Origin of the sequence: Microvirga soli (assembly GCF_016734765.1) — a bacterium.
Taxonomy (GTDB): Bacteria; Pseudomonadota; Alphaproteobacteria; order Rhizobiales; family Beijerinckiaceae; genus Microvirga; species Microvirga soli.
The window spans coordinates 88,656-106,103 of sequence record NZ_JAERQE010000005.1 but is presented as its reverse complement, the minus strand read 5'-3'; the positions used below and the strand labels follow the sequence as shown (position 1 = coordinate 106,103).

Sequence of the window (17,448 nt, the reverse complement as noted above, 5' to 3'; positions counted from 1 at the left end):
CTGAACGGGGGCGATGGGTCAATTCATCCGGAAGGGATATCTCGGATGCGCGTCGCACGCACAAACAATATCAGTGGACGCCTTCCGCCTGCATCGCCTCGACACGGATCTCCTCCGTGAGCTGCGCCTTCAGGTCTGAGAATTCCGGTGTGGTCTTCATCCGGTAATGTCGCGGATGCGGCAGGTCGACGGGGATGTCCGCCTTGATGCGACCGGGGCGGGCCGACATGACGATGACGCGGGAGGCGAGGAAGATCGCTTCCTCGATGTCGTGCGTGACGAAAAGCACGGTCTTGCGCTCGCGCTCCCAGATGCCGAGCAGCAATTCCTGCATCAATCCGCGCGTCTGGTTGTCGAGGGCGCCGAAGGGTTCGTCGAGCAGCAGGATCTCAGGATCGTTGGCGAGTGCGCGGGCAATGGCCGTGCGCTGCTGCATGCCGCCGGAGAGCTGCTTGGGGTAGTGGTTCTCGAAACCGCGCAGGCCTACCTTCTCCGTGTAGGAGGCGACGATCTCCTGGCGCTGCGCCTTTGGAACGCCCTTCTCACGCAGGCCATAGGCGATGTTCTCGGCAATCGTGAGCCACGGGAACAGGGTGTAGGACTGGAATACCATGCCCCGGTCGGCGCCGGGACCCTTGATCTCGCGCCCGTTGAGCAGCACGCGCCCGTCGGTCGGCCGGTCGAGGCCTGCCACGATGCGCAAGAGCGTGGATTTTCCGCAGCCGGAGGGGCCCAGGATGGTGATGAAGTCGTTCTGCTCCACCTGCAGGTTCGTGGGCTCGAGCGCCCGCACGGGCGCGCCGCCGCGCACGCCGGGAAACACACGCGAGACGTTGTCGATCTGGAGGATCGTGTTGCTCATGCGAGCCTCCACGGGAAGAGCTTGCGGTTGACGGCTTTGAACAGGAAGTCTGAGATCAGACCGATAATGCCGATGATGATGATGCCGAAGATCATCTGACCCGTAGCGAGAAGCGCCTGGCTGTCGATGATCATGTGGCCGATGCCCGAGGACGAGCCGATCAGTTCCGCGACGATCACATAGGTCCAAGCCCAGCCGAGCACGAGGCGCAGGATCTCGGCGATCTCCGGCGCATTGGCCGGGATGAGCACGCGCTTCACCACACCTTGGTCAGAAGAGCCCAATGTGTAGGCAGCCTCGACGAGATCGCGGCGCGTGTTGCCAACAGCCACGGCCACCATGAGGATGATCTGAAAGACCGAGCCGATGAAGATGACCAGGAGCTTCTGCATCTCGCCGATGCCGGCCCACAGAATGAGCAGGGGCACGAAGGCGGAGGCCGGCAGGTAGCGGGCGAAGGACACGAAAGGCTCGAGGAACGCCTCGAAAGATTTGTACGCACCCATCAGGATGCCGAGCGGCACGGCGATGGCAGCCGCGAGAACGAAGCCGCCGACCACGCGCCAGACGGTGATGCCGATGTCGCCCAGGAAACCGAAGCGCGTGAGCAGCAGCCAGCCATCCTGCAGCATGGTGATGGGATCGGCCAGGAAGGTGCGCGAGACGAAACCGCCGAGCGTCGCGAAGGCCCAGGCCAGCACGAAGAGGACGAAGAAGGAGATGCCGAGCGTGACGCGCGTGCCCTGGCTGACCGGTTCGAGAGGACGAGGCATGAAGGATCTGCTCTGCGATCCGGACGTGCATTCCGGATGGCGCTTGTGAAGAATGGATGAGGCGGCCCGACAGATATCGGGCCGCCGGGAGAATGCGTTACTGGATGAAACTGGTATCCGCCAGGGCTTCCATATCCGGCTTCTGCTTGATGATGCCGGTTTCGAGCAGCAGGTCGGCGGCCTCGGCCGAGAAGGTCTTGAACTCGCCTGCAAAGAACTTCTTGTTGGCCTCGCGGTCCTGCCAGCGCAGGAACTGGGCCGACTTGCCGAAGGCTTCGCCGGTCTGCTTCACGTCGGCGCCCATGATCTCGTAGGCCTTGGCCTGATCCTTGGCGATCATCTCGAGCGCCTCGAAATAGCTGTCGGCCAGAGCCTTCGCGGCCTTCGGATTGTCGGTGAGGAACTTCGGCGTGCAGCCGAAGGTGTCCATCACGGCCGGGTAGTCGAGGGTGGTGGCAATGATCTTGCCGGATTGCGGAGCGGCGCGCACGGAGGAGAGATAGGGCTCGTATGTCATGGCGACGTCATTCTGGCCGGCGATGAAGGCTTGCGCGGCCGGGCCCGGCTCCATGTTGACCACGGTCACGTCCTTCACGGACAGCCCGTTCTTCTTCAGCATCCAGGAGAGCACGAAATAGGGCGACGTGCCGGGCGCGGAGGCTGCCACCTGCTTGCCGTTGATGTCCTTGATGGAAGCAACGTCGTTCCGCACCGCCATGCCGTCGGCGCCGAAGCTCTTGTCGAGCTGGAAGATCTGCTTGGTGGGCACTCCGTTGGCATTCCATGAGATCCAGGTCTCGACCGTCGTGGCGGCGCACTGGATGTCGCCGGATTGGATGGCGAGGTGACGGCTGGCCTGCGGGACCTTCTTGATCGTCACGTCGAGGCCATTCTTCTTGAAGATGCCGGCTTCCTTCGCGAGCGTCAGGGGCGCGAAGCCCGTCCAGCCCGAGATGCCGACAGCCACCTTCGTCTCCTGCGCCGAGGCGGACCCTGCCGCCAGCGCCAACACGGCCAAACCACCCAATACTGCCTTCATTGCAGCCTCCGTCATTTCAGTTCCCTGACTCGTTCTGCCGACCGCACCCTCTGAAAGGTTTTGTCTCTCGGGCGGCGTTCTTCTATGTGCGGGCGAATGGCACCATGACGAAGCGGCAATGTCAAATGTATAGACATTTCGTCCTGCCATAGTTTTAGGCACCATCGGCCGAATGTGCACTCTTATGCCGATGCTTCCGGCGCGATCTCGACGAGAAGCGCCCGACCGGATCCGGAAAGCAGGATGAGATCCTGCGTCGCCCCCAGCATCAGCACGTCCAGCACCTGGAGCGAGTGGATGGCCGCATCGAGCGTGACGTCAAAGGAGCCATCGAGGGGCACGAGAAAGGCCGTGCACGTCTCTTCCGCCAACAGCGCCACGCCGGATTGCACGAACCGCGTCCGGTGACTGAACTGCCCGTGCCGGGTCATGACGTTGAGATCGCGGATCGGCCCTGAGAGGAGCCGCCCGCTCGTGATGTCGTCACCGGAGAAGGACAGCTTGGGAGACGCTTTGTCGAGCGGATAGGCGATTCCTTCCACATCGAGCTCGATGCCTTCGCCCTCGACGACGATCAGGGTGCGGTCGATTCCCGGAAAGACCGAGAACGGTCCATCGGAGACGACATCCGCCATGCTGATGCGCCACCCGAATGTGTCGAAGCCGGATCCCTCCGGAAAGGCCGCAACCTCCGCAGTGGTGCCGCCCCCGTTCTTCCACGGCACGCGAACGAGATCCTCGTTGCGGATGACGCTCGCTTTCATCAGTCCAGGCTCGGCAGATTGAGGCCGTGCTCGCGGGCGCAGTCCACCGCGATGTCGTAGCCCGCATCCGCATGGCGCATGACGCCGGTCGCCGGATCGTTCCAGAGCACGCGCTCGACGCGCTTGGCCGCTTCCGGCGTGCCGTCGCAGACGATCACCATGCCCGAGTGCTGCGAGAAGCCCATGCCGACGCCGCCGCCATGATGCAGCGACACCCAGGTGGCGCCCGACGCGCAGTTGAGCAGCGCGTTCAGGAGCGGCCAGTCGGAGACGGCGTCCGAGCCATCCTTCATGGCTTCCGTCTCGCGATTGGGGCTCGCGACCGAGCCGGAATCGAGATGGTCGCGGCCGATCACGATGGGGGCCTTCAGCTCGCCCTTGGCCACCATCTCATTGAAGGCGAGGCCCAGGCGATGGCGGTCGCCGAGGCCCACCCAGCAGATGCGCGCCGGCAGGCCCTGGAACTTGATGCGTTCCTTCGCCATGTCGAGCCAGTTGTGCAGGTGCTTGTTGTCCGGCAGCAGCTCCTTCACCTTGGCGTCGGTCTTGTAAATGTCCTCCGGGTCGCCCGAGAGCGCGCACCAGCGGAACGGCCCGATGCCACGGCAGAAGAGCGGGCGGATATAGGCCGGCACGAAGCCCGGGAAGTCGAACGCGTTGTCGACGCCTTCTTCTTTCGCCATCTGGCGGATGTTGTTGCCGTAATCGAGGGTCGGCACGCCGGCCTTGTGGAAGTCGAGCATGGCGCGCACGTGCTCGGCCATGGATTGCTTGGCGGCATGCTCCACGGCCTTCGGATCACTCTCGCGCTTGGCCTCCCATTCAGCCAGCGTCCAGCCCTCCGGCAGGTAGCCGTTGATGGGATCGTGCGCCGAGGTCTGGTCCGTCACCGCGTCGGGACGGATGCCGCGCCGGTAGATCTCGGGGAAGATCTCGGCGGCGTTGCCGAGGAGGCCGACGGAGACCGGCTTCTTGTCGCGGCAGGATTGCTCGATGATGGCGAGAGCCTCGTCGAGCGTGTCGGCGCGCTGATCGACATAGCCCGTGCGCAGGCGCATCTCAATGCGGCTCGGCTGACACTCGACCGCCAGGCACGAAGCGCCGGCCATGGTGGCGGCAAGCGGCTGCGCGCCACCCATGCCGCCAAGGCCGCCCGTGAGGATCCAGCGGCCGGAGAGGTCGCCGTTGTAGTGCTGGCGGCCCACTTCCACGAAGGTCTCGTAGGTGCCCTGCACGATGCCCTGCGTGCCGATATAGATCCAGGAGCCGGCCGTCATCTGGCCGTACATCATCAGCCCCTTGCGGTCGAGCTCGTGGAACTTGTCCCAGGTGGCCCAGTGCGGCACGAGGTTGGAATTGGCGATCAGCACGCGCGGCGCGTCCGCGTGCGTCCGAAACACGCCCACGGGCTTGCCCGACTGCACGAGCAGCGTCTCGTCATCATTGAGATTCTTCAGGGCCGCGACGATGCGGTCGAAGCTGTCCCAGTCGCGCGCGGCGCGGCCGATGCCGCCATAGACGACGAGCTCGCCGGGCTTCTCGGCGACCATCGGATCGAGGTTGTTCATCAGCATGCGCAGAGGCGCCTCCGTCAGCCAGCTCTTGGCGGACAGCTCTGTGCCATGGGAAGCGCGGATCACGCGGGCGTTGTCGATGCGGGTCATGGGATGATCCTCGGGTCAGGCTTTGGATTGAGCGAAGGCGAGACAGGTTTGTAAGATGAGCGTGAGGGCAGCGCGCATCGGTGCGGCATAATCTTGGTCGTAAGCGGCCGGCCACGCGCCATCGGAGACGGGTCCAAGCGGCTCGCGCATGTAGCCGCGGCAGGCGAGTTCCATCTGGACGGCATGAACGCCGGCCTCAGGGCGCCCAAGGCTGCGGGTGATGTAGCCGCCCTTGAAGCGGCCGTTGACCACATGACTGAAGCCGCTGCTCACGCAGATTTTTTCGATGGCTTCGCTCAAAGCAGGCGCGCAGGTGGTGCCGCCGTTGGTGCCGATGTTAAAGTGGGGCAGGGCTCCTTCGAACAGACGGGGGATCACCGAGCGGATCGAGTGGCAGTCATAGACCACCACATTGGCGTGCTTGGCGCGCAGCCGGTCGATCTCGGCGCGGAGCGTCGTGTGATAAGGATCGAAGAAGCGGGCGCGGCGCTCGGCGACCTCCTCCGTCGGCGGCTCCGAGCCAGACTCATAGAGCGGCTCACCGTCGAAGGTGGTTGTGGGGCATAGCTCCGTCGTCGCCTGTCCCGGATAGAGCGACACGCCGGATGGGTCGCGGTTCACGTCGATCACCGTGCGGGAGATGGTCGTGCAGATCACCGTGGCGTTTAAGCTCGCGGCGAAGTCGTAGAGCCGCTCGATCCACCAATCCGCATCCTTGCGCGCGAGCCAGGGCGAGACGAGGCCGCGCTCATACTCAGACGGGATTTCGGTGCCGGTATGCGGCAGGCTCACGACAAGCGGCGCATCACCACGGGTGACTGTGAGCCAGTCCGGAAACACCGTGCTCATCACTCCGCCTCGTTCGTGACAAGCGGCAGCACGTCGCCGCCAACCGCGTCGACGAGGGCGCCGGAGGCAACGAGAGCCGTGGCCACTTCCATCTCGGGCGCCATGTGCCGGTCGTCGTCGAGGTGCGGAATCTGCGCACGCAGCAAGGCACGGGCGCGCTCCAGGGGCTCGCTCGATGTCATCGGCGCGTGGAAGTCGCAGCCCTGGACGGCGGCCAGGTATTCGATGCCGATGACATTCGCGGTGTTCATCGCCATCGGTAGGAGCCTGCGGGCGCCATGGGTCGCCATGGACACGTGGTCCTCCTGATTGGCGGAGGTCGGAATCGAGTCGACGCTGGCCGGATAAGCGCGCTGCTTGTTCTCGGATACGAGTGCTGCAGCCGTCACCTGCGGGATCATGAAGCCCGAGTTGAGGCCCGGCTTCGGCGTGAGGAAGGCGGGCAGGCCCGAAAGGGTCGGATCGACCAGCATGGCGATGCGCCGCTCAGCCAGCGAGCCGATCTCGCAGAGCGCCATGGCGATCATGTCGGCGGCGAAGGCCACCGGTTCCGCATGGAAGTTGCCGCCGGAGATGACTTCGCCCGTATCCGAGAACACGAGCGGGTTGTCGGAGACGCCGTTCGCCTCGGTGCCGAGTGTCTCACCTGCCTGCCGCAGCAGATCGAGCACCGCGCCCATCACCTGCGGCTGGCAGCGCAGGCAGTACGGGTCCTGCACGCGGTCGTCGGTGGTGAGGTGCGAGGCGCGGATCGCGCTTCCTGCCATCAGAGCCCGCAGGGAGGCCGCGACCTCGATCTGTCCGCGATGGCGCCGCAGCTTCTGGATACGTTCGTCGAACGGCCCGTCCGAACCCTTAGCCGCATCGGTGGCAAGCGCTCCGGTGATCAGGCCTGCGCGGAACACGCGCTCGGCCTCGAACAGGCCCGCGAGCGCGAGTGCGGTCGACACCTGTGTGCCGTTGAGAAGCGCCAAGCCCTCCTTGGGGCCGAGGACCAGCGGCGTGAGACCGACACGGGCGAGGGCCGCTTCCGCCTTCACGCGTGTACCATCGACAAAGAATTCGCCGACGCCCATGAGGGCTGCCGTCATATGGGCCAGCGGGGCAAGATCGCCCGAGGCGCCAACCGAGCCCTGGCCCGGAATGACGGGGATGAGGTTCGCCTTCAGGCAGGCGGTCAGATGCTCGATGGTGGACCAGCGCACGCCTGACGCGCCCTGCGCGAGGCTTGCCAGCTTGAGGGCCATGACGAGGCGCACCACCGCGGCTGGCAGAGGCTCGCCCACACCGGCAGCGTGAGAGAGCACGATGTTGCGCTGGAGCGTCGCGAGATCGGCGGTGCCGATGCGCACGCTCGCGAGCTTTCCGAAGCCGGTGTTGATGCCATAGACCGGATCACCCTTCGCCACGATGGTCTCGATGGTCTTGGCGCTCGCCTCGATGGCCCTGCGGCAATCCTGATCCAGTGCAATGTCGGCGCCGAAATAGACGCTGCGCCAGTCAGTCAGAGAAACCGAGCCGGGATGAAGCATGATGGTCTGTGTCACTGTCCCCTCCAGACACGGGCGTGAAGCGGGTTGAAGCCGATGCGGTAGACGAGTTCGGCCGGTCGTTCGATGTTCCAGATGGCGAGATCGCAGCTCTTGCCGGCTTCCAGCGTGCCGATCTCATCGAGCTTTCCGAGTGCGCGGGCTGCTTCGCGCGTCACGCCGGCGATGCATTCCTCGACATTCATGCGGAACAGGGTCGCGCCCATATTCATGGTGAGCAGCAGCGAGGTCAGCGGCGACGTGCCGGGATTGCAGTCTGTCGCGAGTGCCATGCGGGTGCCGGCGTCGCGGAAGGCTGCAATAGGCGGCAGCTTCGTCTCGCGCAGCATGTAGAAGGCGCCTGGCAGCAGCACGGCCACCGTGCCGGCCTTCGCCATGGCGGCAGCGCCTTCCTCGTCGGTGTATTCGAGATGATCGGCCGAGATGGCGCCATGATCAGCCGCGAGTTTTGCTCCATGGAGATTGGACAGCTGGTCGGCGTGAAGCTTGACCTTCAAGCCCAGCGCCTTGGCAGCCTCGAACACCCGCGCGGTCTGCTCGAGCGAAAACGCGATGCCCTCGCAGAAGGCATCCACCGCATCGGCCAATCCCTCGCGGGCCAGAGCCGGCAGCATCTCGCGGCTGACCTTCTCGATATAGGCATCCTTGTCGCCGTTGGCTTCCGGCGGCAGGGCATGGGCGCCGAGGAAGGTGGTGGTGACGGAGACGGGGCGTTCGACACCTAAGCGGCGTGCGGCGCGCAAGGAACGCGCCTCCGTCTCCAGGTCGAGCCCATAGCCTGACTTGATCTCGATGGTGGTGCAGCCCTCGGCAATCAGGTGGTCGAGCCGGGGCAGGGCGCTTGCAATGAGGTCGTCCTCGCTTGCTGCACGCGTGGCTTTCACCGTGGAGACGATGCCACCACCGGCGCGGGCGATCTCTTCGTAGCTCGCCCCTTTGAGGCGCAGCTCGAACTCATGGGCGCGGTCGCCGCCATAAACCAGATGGGTGTGGCAATCGACGAGGCCTGGAGTGATCCAGCGGCCCTCGCAGTCGATTCTCTCGGCGGCATCACAGCCCGAGGGCATGTCCTGTACAGGTCCGGCAAAGGCAATGCGGCCGTCCTTGGACGCGACGGCGCCGTTCTCGATGATCCCGAGACCATCGCCCTTAAGCGTAGCAAGGCGAGCGTTGTGCCAGACCCGGTCGAAGCGCATGTTCCTGCTCCGGTTCGTTTGCAATTATGTCTATACATAAAAGCAAACAATCGATATTGTCTAGACGTATTCGATCGGCTCTGATGGTCGGGTGGCGGCATGGCTTTTTGGCGGCTGCCAAGGTCAGGCCGTTCCGCAGCAAGGGTGTCAGCGATGCGCAGGCTCATTCTCGATCACGCTCTCCTGCCCGGCGGCTGGGCTCGGAATGTCGGTCTGGATATCGAGGGAGGCACGATCGCCGCCCTACACCCCGAGGCTTCCGCCGAGGGCCGCGAGCCTGTGGCTGGCGTTACGCTTCCCGGGCTCCCCAACCTGCACAGCCACACCTTCCAGCGCGGCATGGCGGGACTGGCCGAAACCCGTGGGCCTGAAGGCGACAGCTTCTGGACGTGGCGGCAGGTGATGTACCGCTTCCTTGGCAAGCTCACGCCGGACGATGTGGAGGCGATTGCAGCCTTCGCCATGATGGAAATGCTGGAGGGCGGGTTCACGGCTCTCGCCGAGTTCCATTACCTGCACCACGATGCCGAAGGCCGTCCCTATGGCGACATCGCGGAACTCTCCGGGCGGATCGCCGCGGCCGCGCAAGAGACAGGCATGGGGCTGACTCTTCTGCCCGTGTTCTATGCGCAGGGCGGCTTCGGCGGCGCCGCACCGGCAGAGGGGCAGCGCCGCTTCATCAACAATGTGGAGAGCTATGCCCGATTGCTCGAAGGCGCTCGCAAAGCCGTCGCCGGACTCGACGATGCGGTTGTGGGCATCGCGCCGCACAGCCTGCGAGCCGCAACACCCGAGAGCCTGAACGAGATCGTCGCGATGGCAGGCGAGGGGCCGGTCCATATCCACATCGCCGAGCAGGTGAAGGAAGTTGAAGATTGCCTCGCATGGTCAGGGCAGCGCCCGGTCGCGTGGCTGCTCGATCATGCCCCCGTCGACCGCCGCTGGTGCCTGATTCACGCCACGCATCTCGATGCGCAGGAGATCAAGGGTATCGCTGCGAGCGGCGCGGTGGCCGGCCTGTGCCCGATCACGGAGGCCAATCTCGGGGACGGCATTTTCGAGGGCGTGGACTATCTGGCGAGCAGCGGACGCTTCGGCGTCGGGTCGGATTCCAACATCGAAATTACGGCCCCAGGGGAACTCAAGCAGTTCGAGTACAGCCAGCGCCTCAAGCATCGTGCGCGCAACGTGCTGGCCGAACGCGAAGGGCAATCGACAGGGCGCAGCCTCTATGAGAAAGCACTGGCAGGCGGAGCTCAGGCGCTAGGCCGACCGATCGGTGCCATTGCAGAGGGGCATCGTGCCGACCTCGTCGTACTCGATGCCGATCATCCCGATCTCGCCGCCGTCTCGGGTGACCGTTGGCTCGATGCATACGTGTTCGTGGCCGGCAAGGCCGCCATCGATACGGTGTTCGTCGCGGGCAAGCCTGTGGTAAGTGGCGGCCTGCATGTGGATCGCGACGCGATCCGCGCTCGCTACGCGAAGGCTTTGGCCCGCATCCTGGCCTGAGAGAAAGCAGTATGAAACATCTGCATCAGCGCATTCGCGACGATATCGAGGCCAGGATCATGTCCGGCGAATGGGCGCCGGGGCATCGCATCCCCTTCGAACACGAATTGATGGGCCAATACGGCTGCTCGCGCATGACGGTGAACAAGGTGCTTTCGACGCTTGCCGCCAACGGCCTCATTACCCGGCGGCGCCGCGCAGGCACCGTTGTGGCGGAGCCGAGCAATCAGCAGGCGGTGCTCCAGATCCAGGATTTCGCCCTCGACGCGGCGCGCGCCGGGGTTGAGTATCGCTTCAAGATCCTGAGCCGCTCCATCGAGCCCATCGACGCCGCTGCCGCGCTGCGCACTGGCCTGCCGCCGGGCACGGAGATGCTTTGCCTCTTGACCCTTCACGTGATGGACGACGTGCCTCAGGCGCTCGAGCAGCGCCTGATCAACCTCGCCACCGTGCCCGAAGCCGACAAGGAAACATTCAAGGATGATCCGCCAGGCACGTGGCTGCTGCGGCGCGTACCGTGGACGGATGCGGAGCATATCGTCCGTGCCGTCAATGCAGACGGTGCCATGGCGAAAAAACTGCAGATCCAAACGGGCGCAGCCTGCCTCATGCTGGAACGGCGCACATGGCAGGCGGGCGCATTCGTAACCGAGGCGCGCATCACCTATCCCGGTGACCGGCATCAACTCGCCGGACGGTTTTCGCCGGTGGCGTGACAATGTCAGGGCTGATGTTCTTCTTTTGTTCTTGACTTTGATCCTACCCTCGGCTACAAGGTTGCTTAGATCTGCTCCTGACGAGGGGCGCGCTCGCGAGGCGTCGCAGTGTGGGAGCAGGCACGGTCCTGTGGTGCGGCCTCGCAAGCTTCACCGACAGGAGGCCCAGGTTGCGGGTCGGTGGTCGGAATCGGTTCAAGGCCCCCGTCGAGCAGACGGACCCCGCCTGGAACGGTCACCGGGCCGGCCTCACCTGAACGCCTAAAGAAGCCGTGCGCGAAGAGACAGTTCGGCTCTTCCCTTTCACCATCCATCATCGAGCCGGGCTGCCATTCGCGCCACCCTCGATCTCACCCGCAAGGCTCGCAGCACAAAGCTGCGGGCCCCAAGATGCTGGCTTTTTGACAAGGGAAACACGTCCTGACTCTCACGGATGTAAGCCGGGGAGGTCATAGAGAACAGGCTCGAATTCTATGAGAGCGCGGAGCGCAGATCCTCGATCAGGTCGTCAGCATCCTCGATGCCGACCGACAGGCGCACGAGCCCGTCGTCGATGCCGAGTTCAGCCCGCACCTCCGCCGGCACAGACGCATGGGTCATGATCGCCGGGTGCTCGATGAGGCTTTCCACGCCGCCGAGGCTCTCGGCGAGCGTGAAGAGCTGGCAACGCTCCAGAAAGCGCGTCGCGCCGTCGAGCCCACCCTTGATGCGGGCGGTGATGATGCCGCCGAAGCCGCGCATCTGGCGCTTGGCCAGCTCATGCTGCGGATGCGATGCGAGGCCCGGATAGATCACGCCGTCGACACCTGAGTGAGCTTCCAGAAACTGCGCGATCTTGAGCGCCGAGGTGCAGTGCCGCTCCATGCGCAGCGACAGGGTCTTGAGGCCGCGCAGGGCCAGGAAGCTGTCGAAGGGGCCGGAGACCGAACCGACGGCATTCTGCAGGAACGCGATCTTCTCGCGGATCTCCTGGTTCTGGCCGACGATCACCACGCCGCCGACCATGTCGGAATGGCCGTTGAGGTACTTGGTGGTGGAATGCACCACGATGTCGAAGCCGAACTCGAGCGGACGCTGGACCCAAGGGCTGGCGAAGGTGTTGTCGGCAACAAGCCAGGTGCCGTGCCCGCGCGTGGCGGCCGCAATGGCTTCGAGGTCGGCGAGCTTCAGGAGCGGGTTCGTGGGCGTCTCGACCCAGACCAGCTTGGTGTTGGGGCGCAGGGCCGCCTTCACCGCATCGGCATCGCCAAGATCGACATACGTGATGTCGAGCCCGGCCGACTTCCGGCGCACCCGCTCGAAGAGGCGGCGCGTGCCGCCATAGAGATCGTCCGAAGCAACGATATGCGAGCCGTGCTCCAGCATGTCGAGCACGGTCGCGCTCGCGGCAAGCCCCGAGGAGAAGGCGAAGGCTGCCGAGCCTCCTTCGAGATCCGCGATGCAGCGCTCGAAGGCCATGCGGGTCGGATTCTGTGAGCGGGCGTATTCGAAGCCCTTGTGAACGCCAGGGCTCTCCTGCGCGAAGGTGGAGGTGGCGTAGATCGGCATCATCACCGCGCCGGTTGTAGGATCCGGCGACTGGCCCGCATGGATGCAGCGGGTGGCGAAATCGAGCTGGTTGCGGGCGGTCATTGGGCCTGGATCCGGAAGTAGTTGATGAGGTCGATGCGGGTGGCGAGGCCCACGAAGGCATCGCCCTCCATGATCACCGGCACGAGGCCGGCGGCGAAGAGGGGCAGGAGCTCCCTGACCGGAGCATCGGCCGAGATGGTCTGCAGGCGCGTCACCATCACGTCCCCCACCGGCTTGTTGAAGACATTCTGCGGCGCACCTTCGTTGGCCACCAGTGCGTCGAGGATATCGCCCTCGTCGACCAGCCCGACCACGCGGCCCTCATCGATCACAGGCAACTGCGATACGTCGGAGGAACGCATGCGCGCGAAGGCGGAGCGCAGGGTCTCGCCAGGAGAGACGAAGATGGTGGCGCCTTCGCCAAACGGGTTGATCACCACGTCGCGCGACGTGCCGGTCACCTTGCGGTCGAGCCAGCCTTCCTGGGCGATGAAGGCATCGTTGAACACCTTCGACAGATACTTGGCGCCCGTGTCGCAGACGAGGGTGACGACACGCTTCGGCTCCGTCTGCTCGCGGCAATACCGGAGCGCCGCAGCCAAGAGCGTGCCGGAAGAGGAGCCCGCCAGGATCCCCTCCTTGCGCAACAGTTCGCGGGCGGCCGAGAAGCTTTCCTTGTCGGTGATGGAATAGGCCTTCCTGACCAGGGAAAGGTCGCAGTTCGTCGGCACGAAATCCTCGCCGATTCCTTCCACAGCCCACGAGCCGGCCTCGGTCATCTGACCTGTCTCGACCAGCGGCGCGAGGATCGAGCCAGCGGGGTCGGCCAGCACCATGGCGGTCTTCGGCGATGTTTTTTTCAGGTAGCGCCCGACGCCGGTGAGCGTTCCACCCGAGCCGACGCCGACCACGACGGCATCCACATCGCCGTCCATCCCCTCGAGGATCTCGGGGCCGGTGCTCGCCTCGTGGGCCGCCGGATTGGCCGGGTTCTCGAACTGGTTGATGTAGACGGCGCCCGGGGTCCGGCCGGTAATCGTCTGGGCGAGATCCTGATAGTAGTCCGGGTGGCCTTTGCCCACGTCCGAGCGGGTGATCACCACCTCGGCACCGAGCGCCTTGGCGTGCAGCACCTTCTCCCGGGACATCTTGTCCGGCACCACCAGGAGCGTCCGGTAGCCCTTGCTAGCACCGACCAGGGCGAGGCCGACGCCGGTGTTGCCGGCCGTGGCCTCGATGATGGTGCCGCCGGGCTTCAGGCGGCCATCGGCTTCGGCGGCTTCGATCATGGCTCGCGCCGGCCGGTCCTTGATGGAGCCGCTTGGATTGGCGCTCTCAAGCTTGAGGAAGAGCTTGCAAAGACCGGTATCAAGGCTCGTGACCTCAACCAGGGGTGTCCGGCCGATCAGGTCCAAGGCTCCATGGGCCGCCATATTATCGTCTTTCAAATGTGAAATATATTATTTGTTTCTATTTGACGTGAAACTGCCTCGTATTTATAGATGACGATGTGGATTGTCACCTACCCTTCCGATCACTCCACCGAGATCCAGTGGCTTGGTCGAGGAGAGCCAGCGTGGGCGGTCAGAACCGAAAGCAAAAGCCCCGGACCTTTCGGCCCGGGGCTCTCCTGTGGGACGTCATCAAATGACGAAGAAGTCCTTGTGGGTCAGTTTGAGGTTCTTGCTTAGTTGAGCGAACTCCACCGCTTCCTTCGATCCGGAGCCGTCCGCATCGTAAGAAAGAACGCCTGTCTTCTTGTTGTAGATCAGGTGGTCGTCCCGCTCCTTGGCCTTGCTTCCGACGACGAAGAACTCCTTGTCCAACTCCGTCGGGTTGGAGAGCGTACCGCTACCGAGCTTCTTGAAGACAGAGTTGTCGAGCAGGAAGCTGTCGTACTTGACGTTGAAGTCGACAACCGTGTCGAAGTTCACCTTGCGGTCCGTCGAGGCGGTTCCGAGCCGCGTGTTGAACATGAAAGCATCGTTGCCGGCGCCGCCATAGAGCCGATCGTTGCCGGCCCCGCCATTGACCACGTCATCGCCAGTGCCGCCATAGACCCTGTCGTTGCCGCTGTCGCCGTAGACCCAGTCGTTGCCCGACCCGCCATCGACGGTGTCGTGCCCGGAACCGCCATAGACCCGGTCATGTCCGGCGTTGCCGTAGACCTTGTCGTTGCCGGAGCCGCCATAAGCCCGGTCGTTGCCGGAGCCGCCGTAGACGCGGTCATTGCCACCGTCGCCGCTGACCTTATCGTCGCCGCCGTCGCCGTAGACCCTGTCGTTATCGGCTCCGCCACTGAGGCTGTCGTTGCCGCCACGGCCCCTGATCGTGTCGTCGCCGCCCAGGCCTCTCATCACGTCGTCGATGTTGTCCTTGCCGGTGAGGGTATTACGGAAGGCCGTACCGTCGCGGGGGACGACATCATTGCCGGTTGCGACCGGAGGAGGCGGCGGAGGCGGAGTAACCGGCGCAGGGGAAGGAGGCGGAGCAACCGGGTTCGGGACCCATGTGTCACCAACGAGCATGCCATCTGCAAACTTCAGGACCTCGATATTGAGTAGGGTGTCCGTGCCTTCCGTCGTGCCGGCGACGGTTCGGTTCGCGAGGAGCCCTGCGATCGTGTAGCTCGCGTAATTGCCGGAGAACACGGCCGTGTCGTTTCCTACGCCGCCGTCCAGGGTATCGTTGCCGGCACCGCCTCGCATCGTATCGTCACCGCCGGCACCATTCAGCTTGTTAGCCAGGCTGTTGCCGATGATCTCATTATTGAGATCGTTACCTGTCCCGACGACGGCCGGTCCAATTCCGGCGATGGTGGGTTCCAGGAGCGTGAGGTGCTCGAGATTGTCACGCAGAGTGTACGAGATGTGGCTGTTGACGCGGTCAATGCCCTCTCCGGGCTTCTCGACCACCACATCGCCGGTATGATCGACGTAGTAGGTGTCGTCACCCAGGCCGCCGGTCATGACATCGCTGCCCTTGTCGCCGTCGATAATGTTGTTTCCTGAGTTGCCGGTTAGGATGTTGTTCTGCGTGTTGCCTGTGGCGTTGATGTGAGTTGAGCCTAACAGTGTCAGGTTTTCGACCTCTACCGAAAGGCTATAGCTCGCCGTGCTGAACACGGAGTCGATTCCGCCCGCGCCGAGATGGTCCTTCTCGATAATGATGTCGGCTGAAGAATCGACATAGTAGATATCGTTTCCGTCGCCTCCATCCAACGTATCGATGCCTGCGCCGCCATCGAGCGTATCGTTCCCGACATCACCCTTCAGCCTGTTCGATGCCGAGTTGCCGACGAGAATATTGTCGAGTGTGTTGCCGTCACCATTGATGGCGCCTACGCCGGTGAGTACGAGGTTCTCGATATTCGCTTTGAGTGTGTGACTGATGGAGGCATAAATGGTGTCGTTGCCCTCACCGGCAGCTTCGACCGCCACATCGCCGCTGTGATTGACGATGTAAATGTCGTCGCCGCCAAAGCCTTTCATCTCATCTGCGCCGGCTGTACCGGTCAGCGTGTCATCCCCGATGGTTCCGGTCACGGGATTGACCTGCCCGGGGATCGAGATGGATCCGGAAGCCATGCCTGAGATAGTGTTGCCGGTGGCTTCTGTTCCGGTCGGACCGCCATCGTCATTCGTGGGCTCTTCCCGAATGCCCCAGCGAGCCTTGATCGCGCCGTTGGAGTAAATATCGTTGTCTATGATCTGAGTGCCGGTCGAGTAATAGGTCTTCGGGAGCTTCTGCGCATTCCCATCCTCATAATCGTTGCGCAGACGGATATTGACTTCGTCGTACTCGTTGGCGAGTTCCTGCGAGTTGTTATAAATTTCGCTGTTTTTCAGGACCGTGTTGGTCGAACCCTCGATCCTCACGCCCTGACGCAGGTTGCCATAAACGTCCACGCCATCGATCGTGACGCTGTCGGCAAGCTTGACGAGGATACCTTCCTTGTTGTTCCCATAATATTTGCCACCGATGATCTGAATGTCGGTAACCCATGGGATAGTCGCTGAACCTGCCGGAGGGATATTGCCGCGCTGAATGGTGATTCCTGCGCCGCCATAGACCAAGCCGGTCTCTGGATTGATGCCGAAGCCGTTGTCGTGGGCTACGTTGTTTGCGAGTACGAGGTCCTTCGTCTCGTTCTGAATATTGAAGCCGTGCCGGTCATTGCTGTACGACAGGTTGTTCGAGTAGGAGCCACCTATAACCGCATCCGCGACGAAGCCATCAAGGCCGTTGTGGTGCGCTTCGGAGTTCTTCACGACCATGTTGGTCGTGACTTCATGGGGATTGATCCCGTAGGCCGTGCAATTCATCACCTCGACATTGTCGATGGTGATGTTCGATTGGGTGCGCCCAGTGCCGTCCTCCTTGATGCCGCAGATGAAGCCGGCCTGATGGCCATCGTTGTTCTCACGGTTGCCGTCGATCACGAGGTTGGAGACAATGACATTGTCCACGGTCTCAAGCTTCGTGCGCACGATGCCGTTGATACGGGCATTGAAGTCGTTTTCGAGCTTGATCACCGTTTCGCGGTCGCCGGATCCGGTCAACTCGACGCCTGACGGAAGCTCGATTGCGCCTTTCGAAGGGACGTTCTTATCGGCTGTAACGAGCCATTCACCTACACCGAGTGTTACCTTTACCGGAACCTTGTTAGGATCGGGATTGTCCATGTACTCCTGATGAGCTTTCTCGATAGCAGCTTGAATTCGAGCAACATTCTCCGCCGCAGTCGCTGAAGGCTTATCTAAAAATTCGGCCATAAGAGTATCCTTGTCGTTTCGAGAAAGAACGGTCCAAGCAGGTTGCGAGTGTCATCGTCGCTGGAACTCATCCAGCGCCCGCGATGACTGTCATTCGTCATGTTTTGCTGTTACCGATGCGGCGTTCAGAGCCGCCTAAGCGTCAGCCTGAGGAAGTACCGCTGCCGTGTGGGCAG

General features: G+C 63.3%; 13 protein-coding genes. 2 read left to right on the top strand and 11 right to left on the bottom strand.

Annotated features, from left to right (window positions below; genetic code table 11):
• Positions 1-70: 70 nt before the first annotated feature.
• From JKL45_RS07190 to hutI, 8 genes are all read right to left on the bottom strand, one after another.
• Positions 71-862 (bottom strand): ABC transporter ATP-binding protein, encoded by a 792-nt coding sequence (locus JKL45_RS07190; RefSeq protein WP_201860431.1) that lies wholly within the window; start codon positions 860-862, stop codon positions 71-73.
• Positions 859-1,635 (bottom strand): ABC transporter permease, encoded by a 777-nt coding sequence (locus JKL45_RS07185; RefSeq protein ID WP_201860430.1) that lies wholly within the window; start codon positions 1,633-1,635, stop codon positions 859-861. The genes JKL45_RS07190 and JKL45_RS07185 overlap by 4 nt, the downstream gene beginning before the upstream one ends.
• Before the next feature lie 97 nt (positions 1,636-1,732).
• The gene (locus JKL45_RS07180; RefSeq protein WP_201860429.1) at positions 1,733-2,674 is read right to left on the bottom strand and encodes an ABC transporter substrate-binding protein; all 942 of its coding nucleotides are present in this window, start codon (positions 2,672-2,674) and stop codon (positions 1,733-1,735) included.
• A 182-nt stretch (positions 2,675-2,856) separates the two neighbouring features.
• Positions 2,857-3,438: a HutD/Ves family protein gene (locus tag JKL45_RS07175; RefSeq protein ID WP_210345702.1), complete on the bottom strand. Its 582-nt coding sequence runs from the start codon at positions 3,436-3,438 to the stop codon at positions 2,857-2,859.
• Positions 3,438-5,102, bottom strand: a complete 1,665-nt coding sequence (hutU, locus tag JKL45_RS07170) for a urocanate hydratase (RefSeq protein WP_201860428.1) — start codon at positions 5,100-5,102, stop codon at positions 3,438-3,440. Before hutU ends, JKL45_RS07175 begins: the two co-directional genes overlap by 1 nt.
• A 15-nt stretch (positions 5,103-5,117) precedes the next feature.
• Positions 5,118-5,951, bottom strand: coding sequence for an N-formylglutamate deformylase (gene hutG / locus JKL45_RS07165; RefSeq protein ID WP_201860427.1), 834 nt, complete (start codon positions 5,949-5,951; stop codon positions 5,118-5,120).
• On the bottom strand, positions 5,951-7,483 hold the full coding sequence (gene hutH, locus JKL45_RS07160; protein WP_201860516.1) for a histidine ammonia-lyase: 1,533 nt from the start codon (positions 7,481-7,483) through the stop codon (positions 5,951-5,953). Before hutH ends, hutG begins: the two co-directional genes overlap by 1 nt.
• Positions 7,484-7,494: 11 nt before the next feature.
• Positions 7,495-8,697 (bottom strand): imidazolonepropionase, encoded by a 1,203-nt coding sequence (gene hutI / locus JKL45_RS07155; RefSeq protein ID WP_201860426.1) that lies wholly within the window; start codon positions 8,695-8,697, stop codon positions 7,495-7,497.
• A 153-nt stretch (positions 8,698-8,850) separates the two neighbouring features.
• On the opposite strand from hutI, the gene JKL45_RS07150 reads away from it, so the two are divergent.
• The gene (locus tag JKL45_RS07150) at positions 8,851-10,209 is read left to right on the top strand and encodes a formimidoylglutamate deiminase (protein WP_201860425.1); all 1,359 of its coding nucleotides are present in this window, start codon (positions 8,851-8,853) and stop codon (positions 10,207-10,209) included.
• An 11-nt stretch (positions 10,210-10,220) separates the two neighbouring features.
• Positions 10,221-10,925 carry a histidine utilization transcriptional repressor HutC gene (gene hutC, locus JKL45_RS07145; RefSeq protein ID WP_201860424.1) on the top strand — a complete coding sequence of 235 codons (705 nt, stop codon included), beginning with the start codon at positions 10,221-10,223 and terminating at the stop codon, positions 10,923-10,925.
• A 471-nt stretch (positions 10,926-11,396) separates the two neighbouring features.
• On the opposite strand, the gene JKL45_RS07140 is transcribed toward hutC, so the two are convergent.
• The 3 genes from JKL45_RS07140 to JKL45_RS07130 all read right to left on the bottom strand — a co-directional run bounded on the left by JKL45_RS07140 (position 11,397) and on the right by JKL45_RS07130 (position 17,182).
• Entirely contained in the window at positions 11,397-12,557 is a 1,161-nt protein-coding gene (locus JKL45_RS07140; RefSeq protein ID WP_201860423.1) for a cystathionine gamma-synthase, read from the bottom strand.
• Positions 12,554-13,930 carry a pyridoxal-phosphate dependent enzyme gene (locus tag JKL45_RS07135; RefSeq protein ID WP_201860422.1) on the bottom strand — a complete coding sequence of 459 codons (1,377 nt, stop codon included), beginning with the start codon at positions 13,928-13,930 and terminating at the stop codon, positions 12,554-12,556. The genes JKL45_RS07140 and JKL45_RS07135 overlap by 4 nt, the downstream gene beginning before the upstream one ends.
• Positions 13,931-14,140: 210 nt before the next feature.
• The gene (locus tag JKL45_RS07130) at positions 14,141-17,182 is read right to left on the bottom strand and encodes a right-handed parallel beta-helix repeat-containing protein (RefSeq protein WP_201860421.1); all 3,042 of its coding nucleotides are present in this window, start codon (positions 17,180-17,182) and stop codon (positions 14,141-14,143) included.
• Positions 17,183-17,448 lie beyond the last annotated feature (266 nt).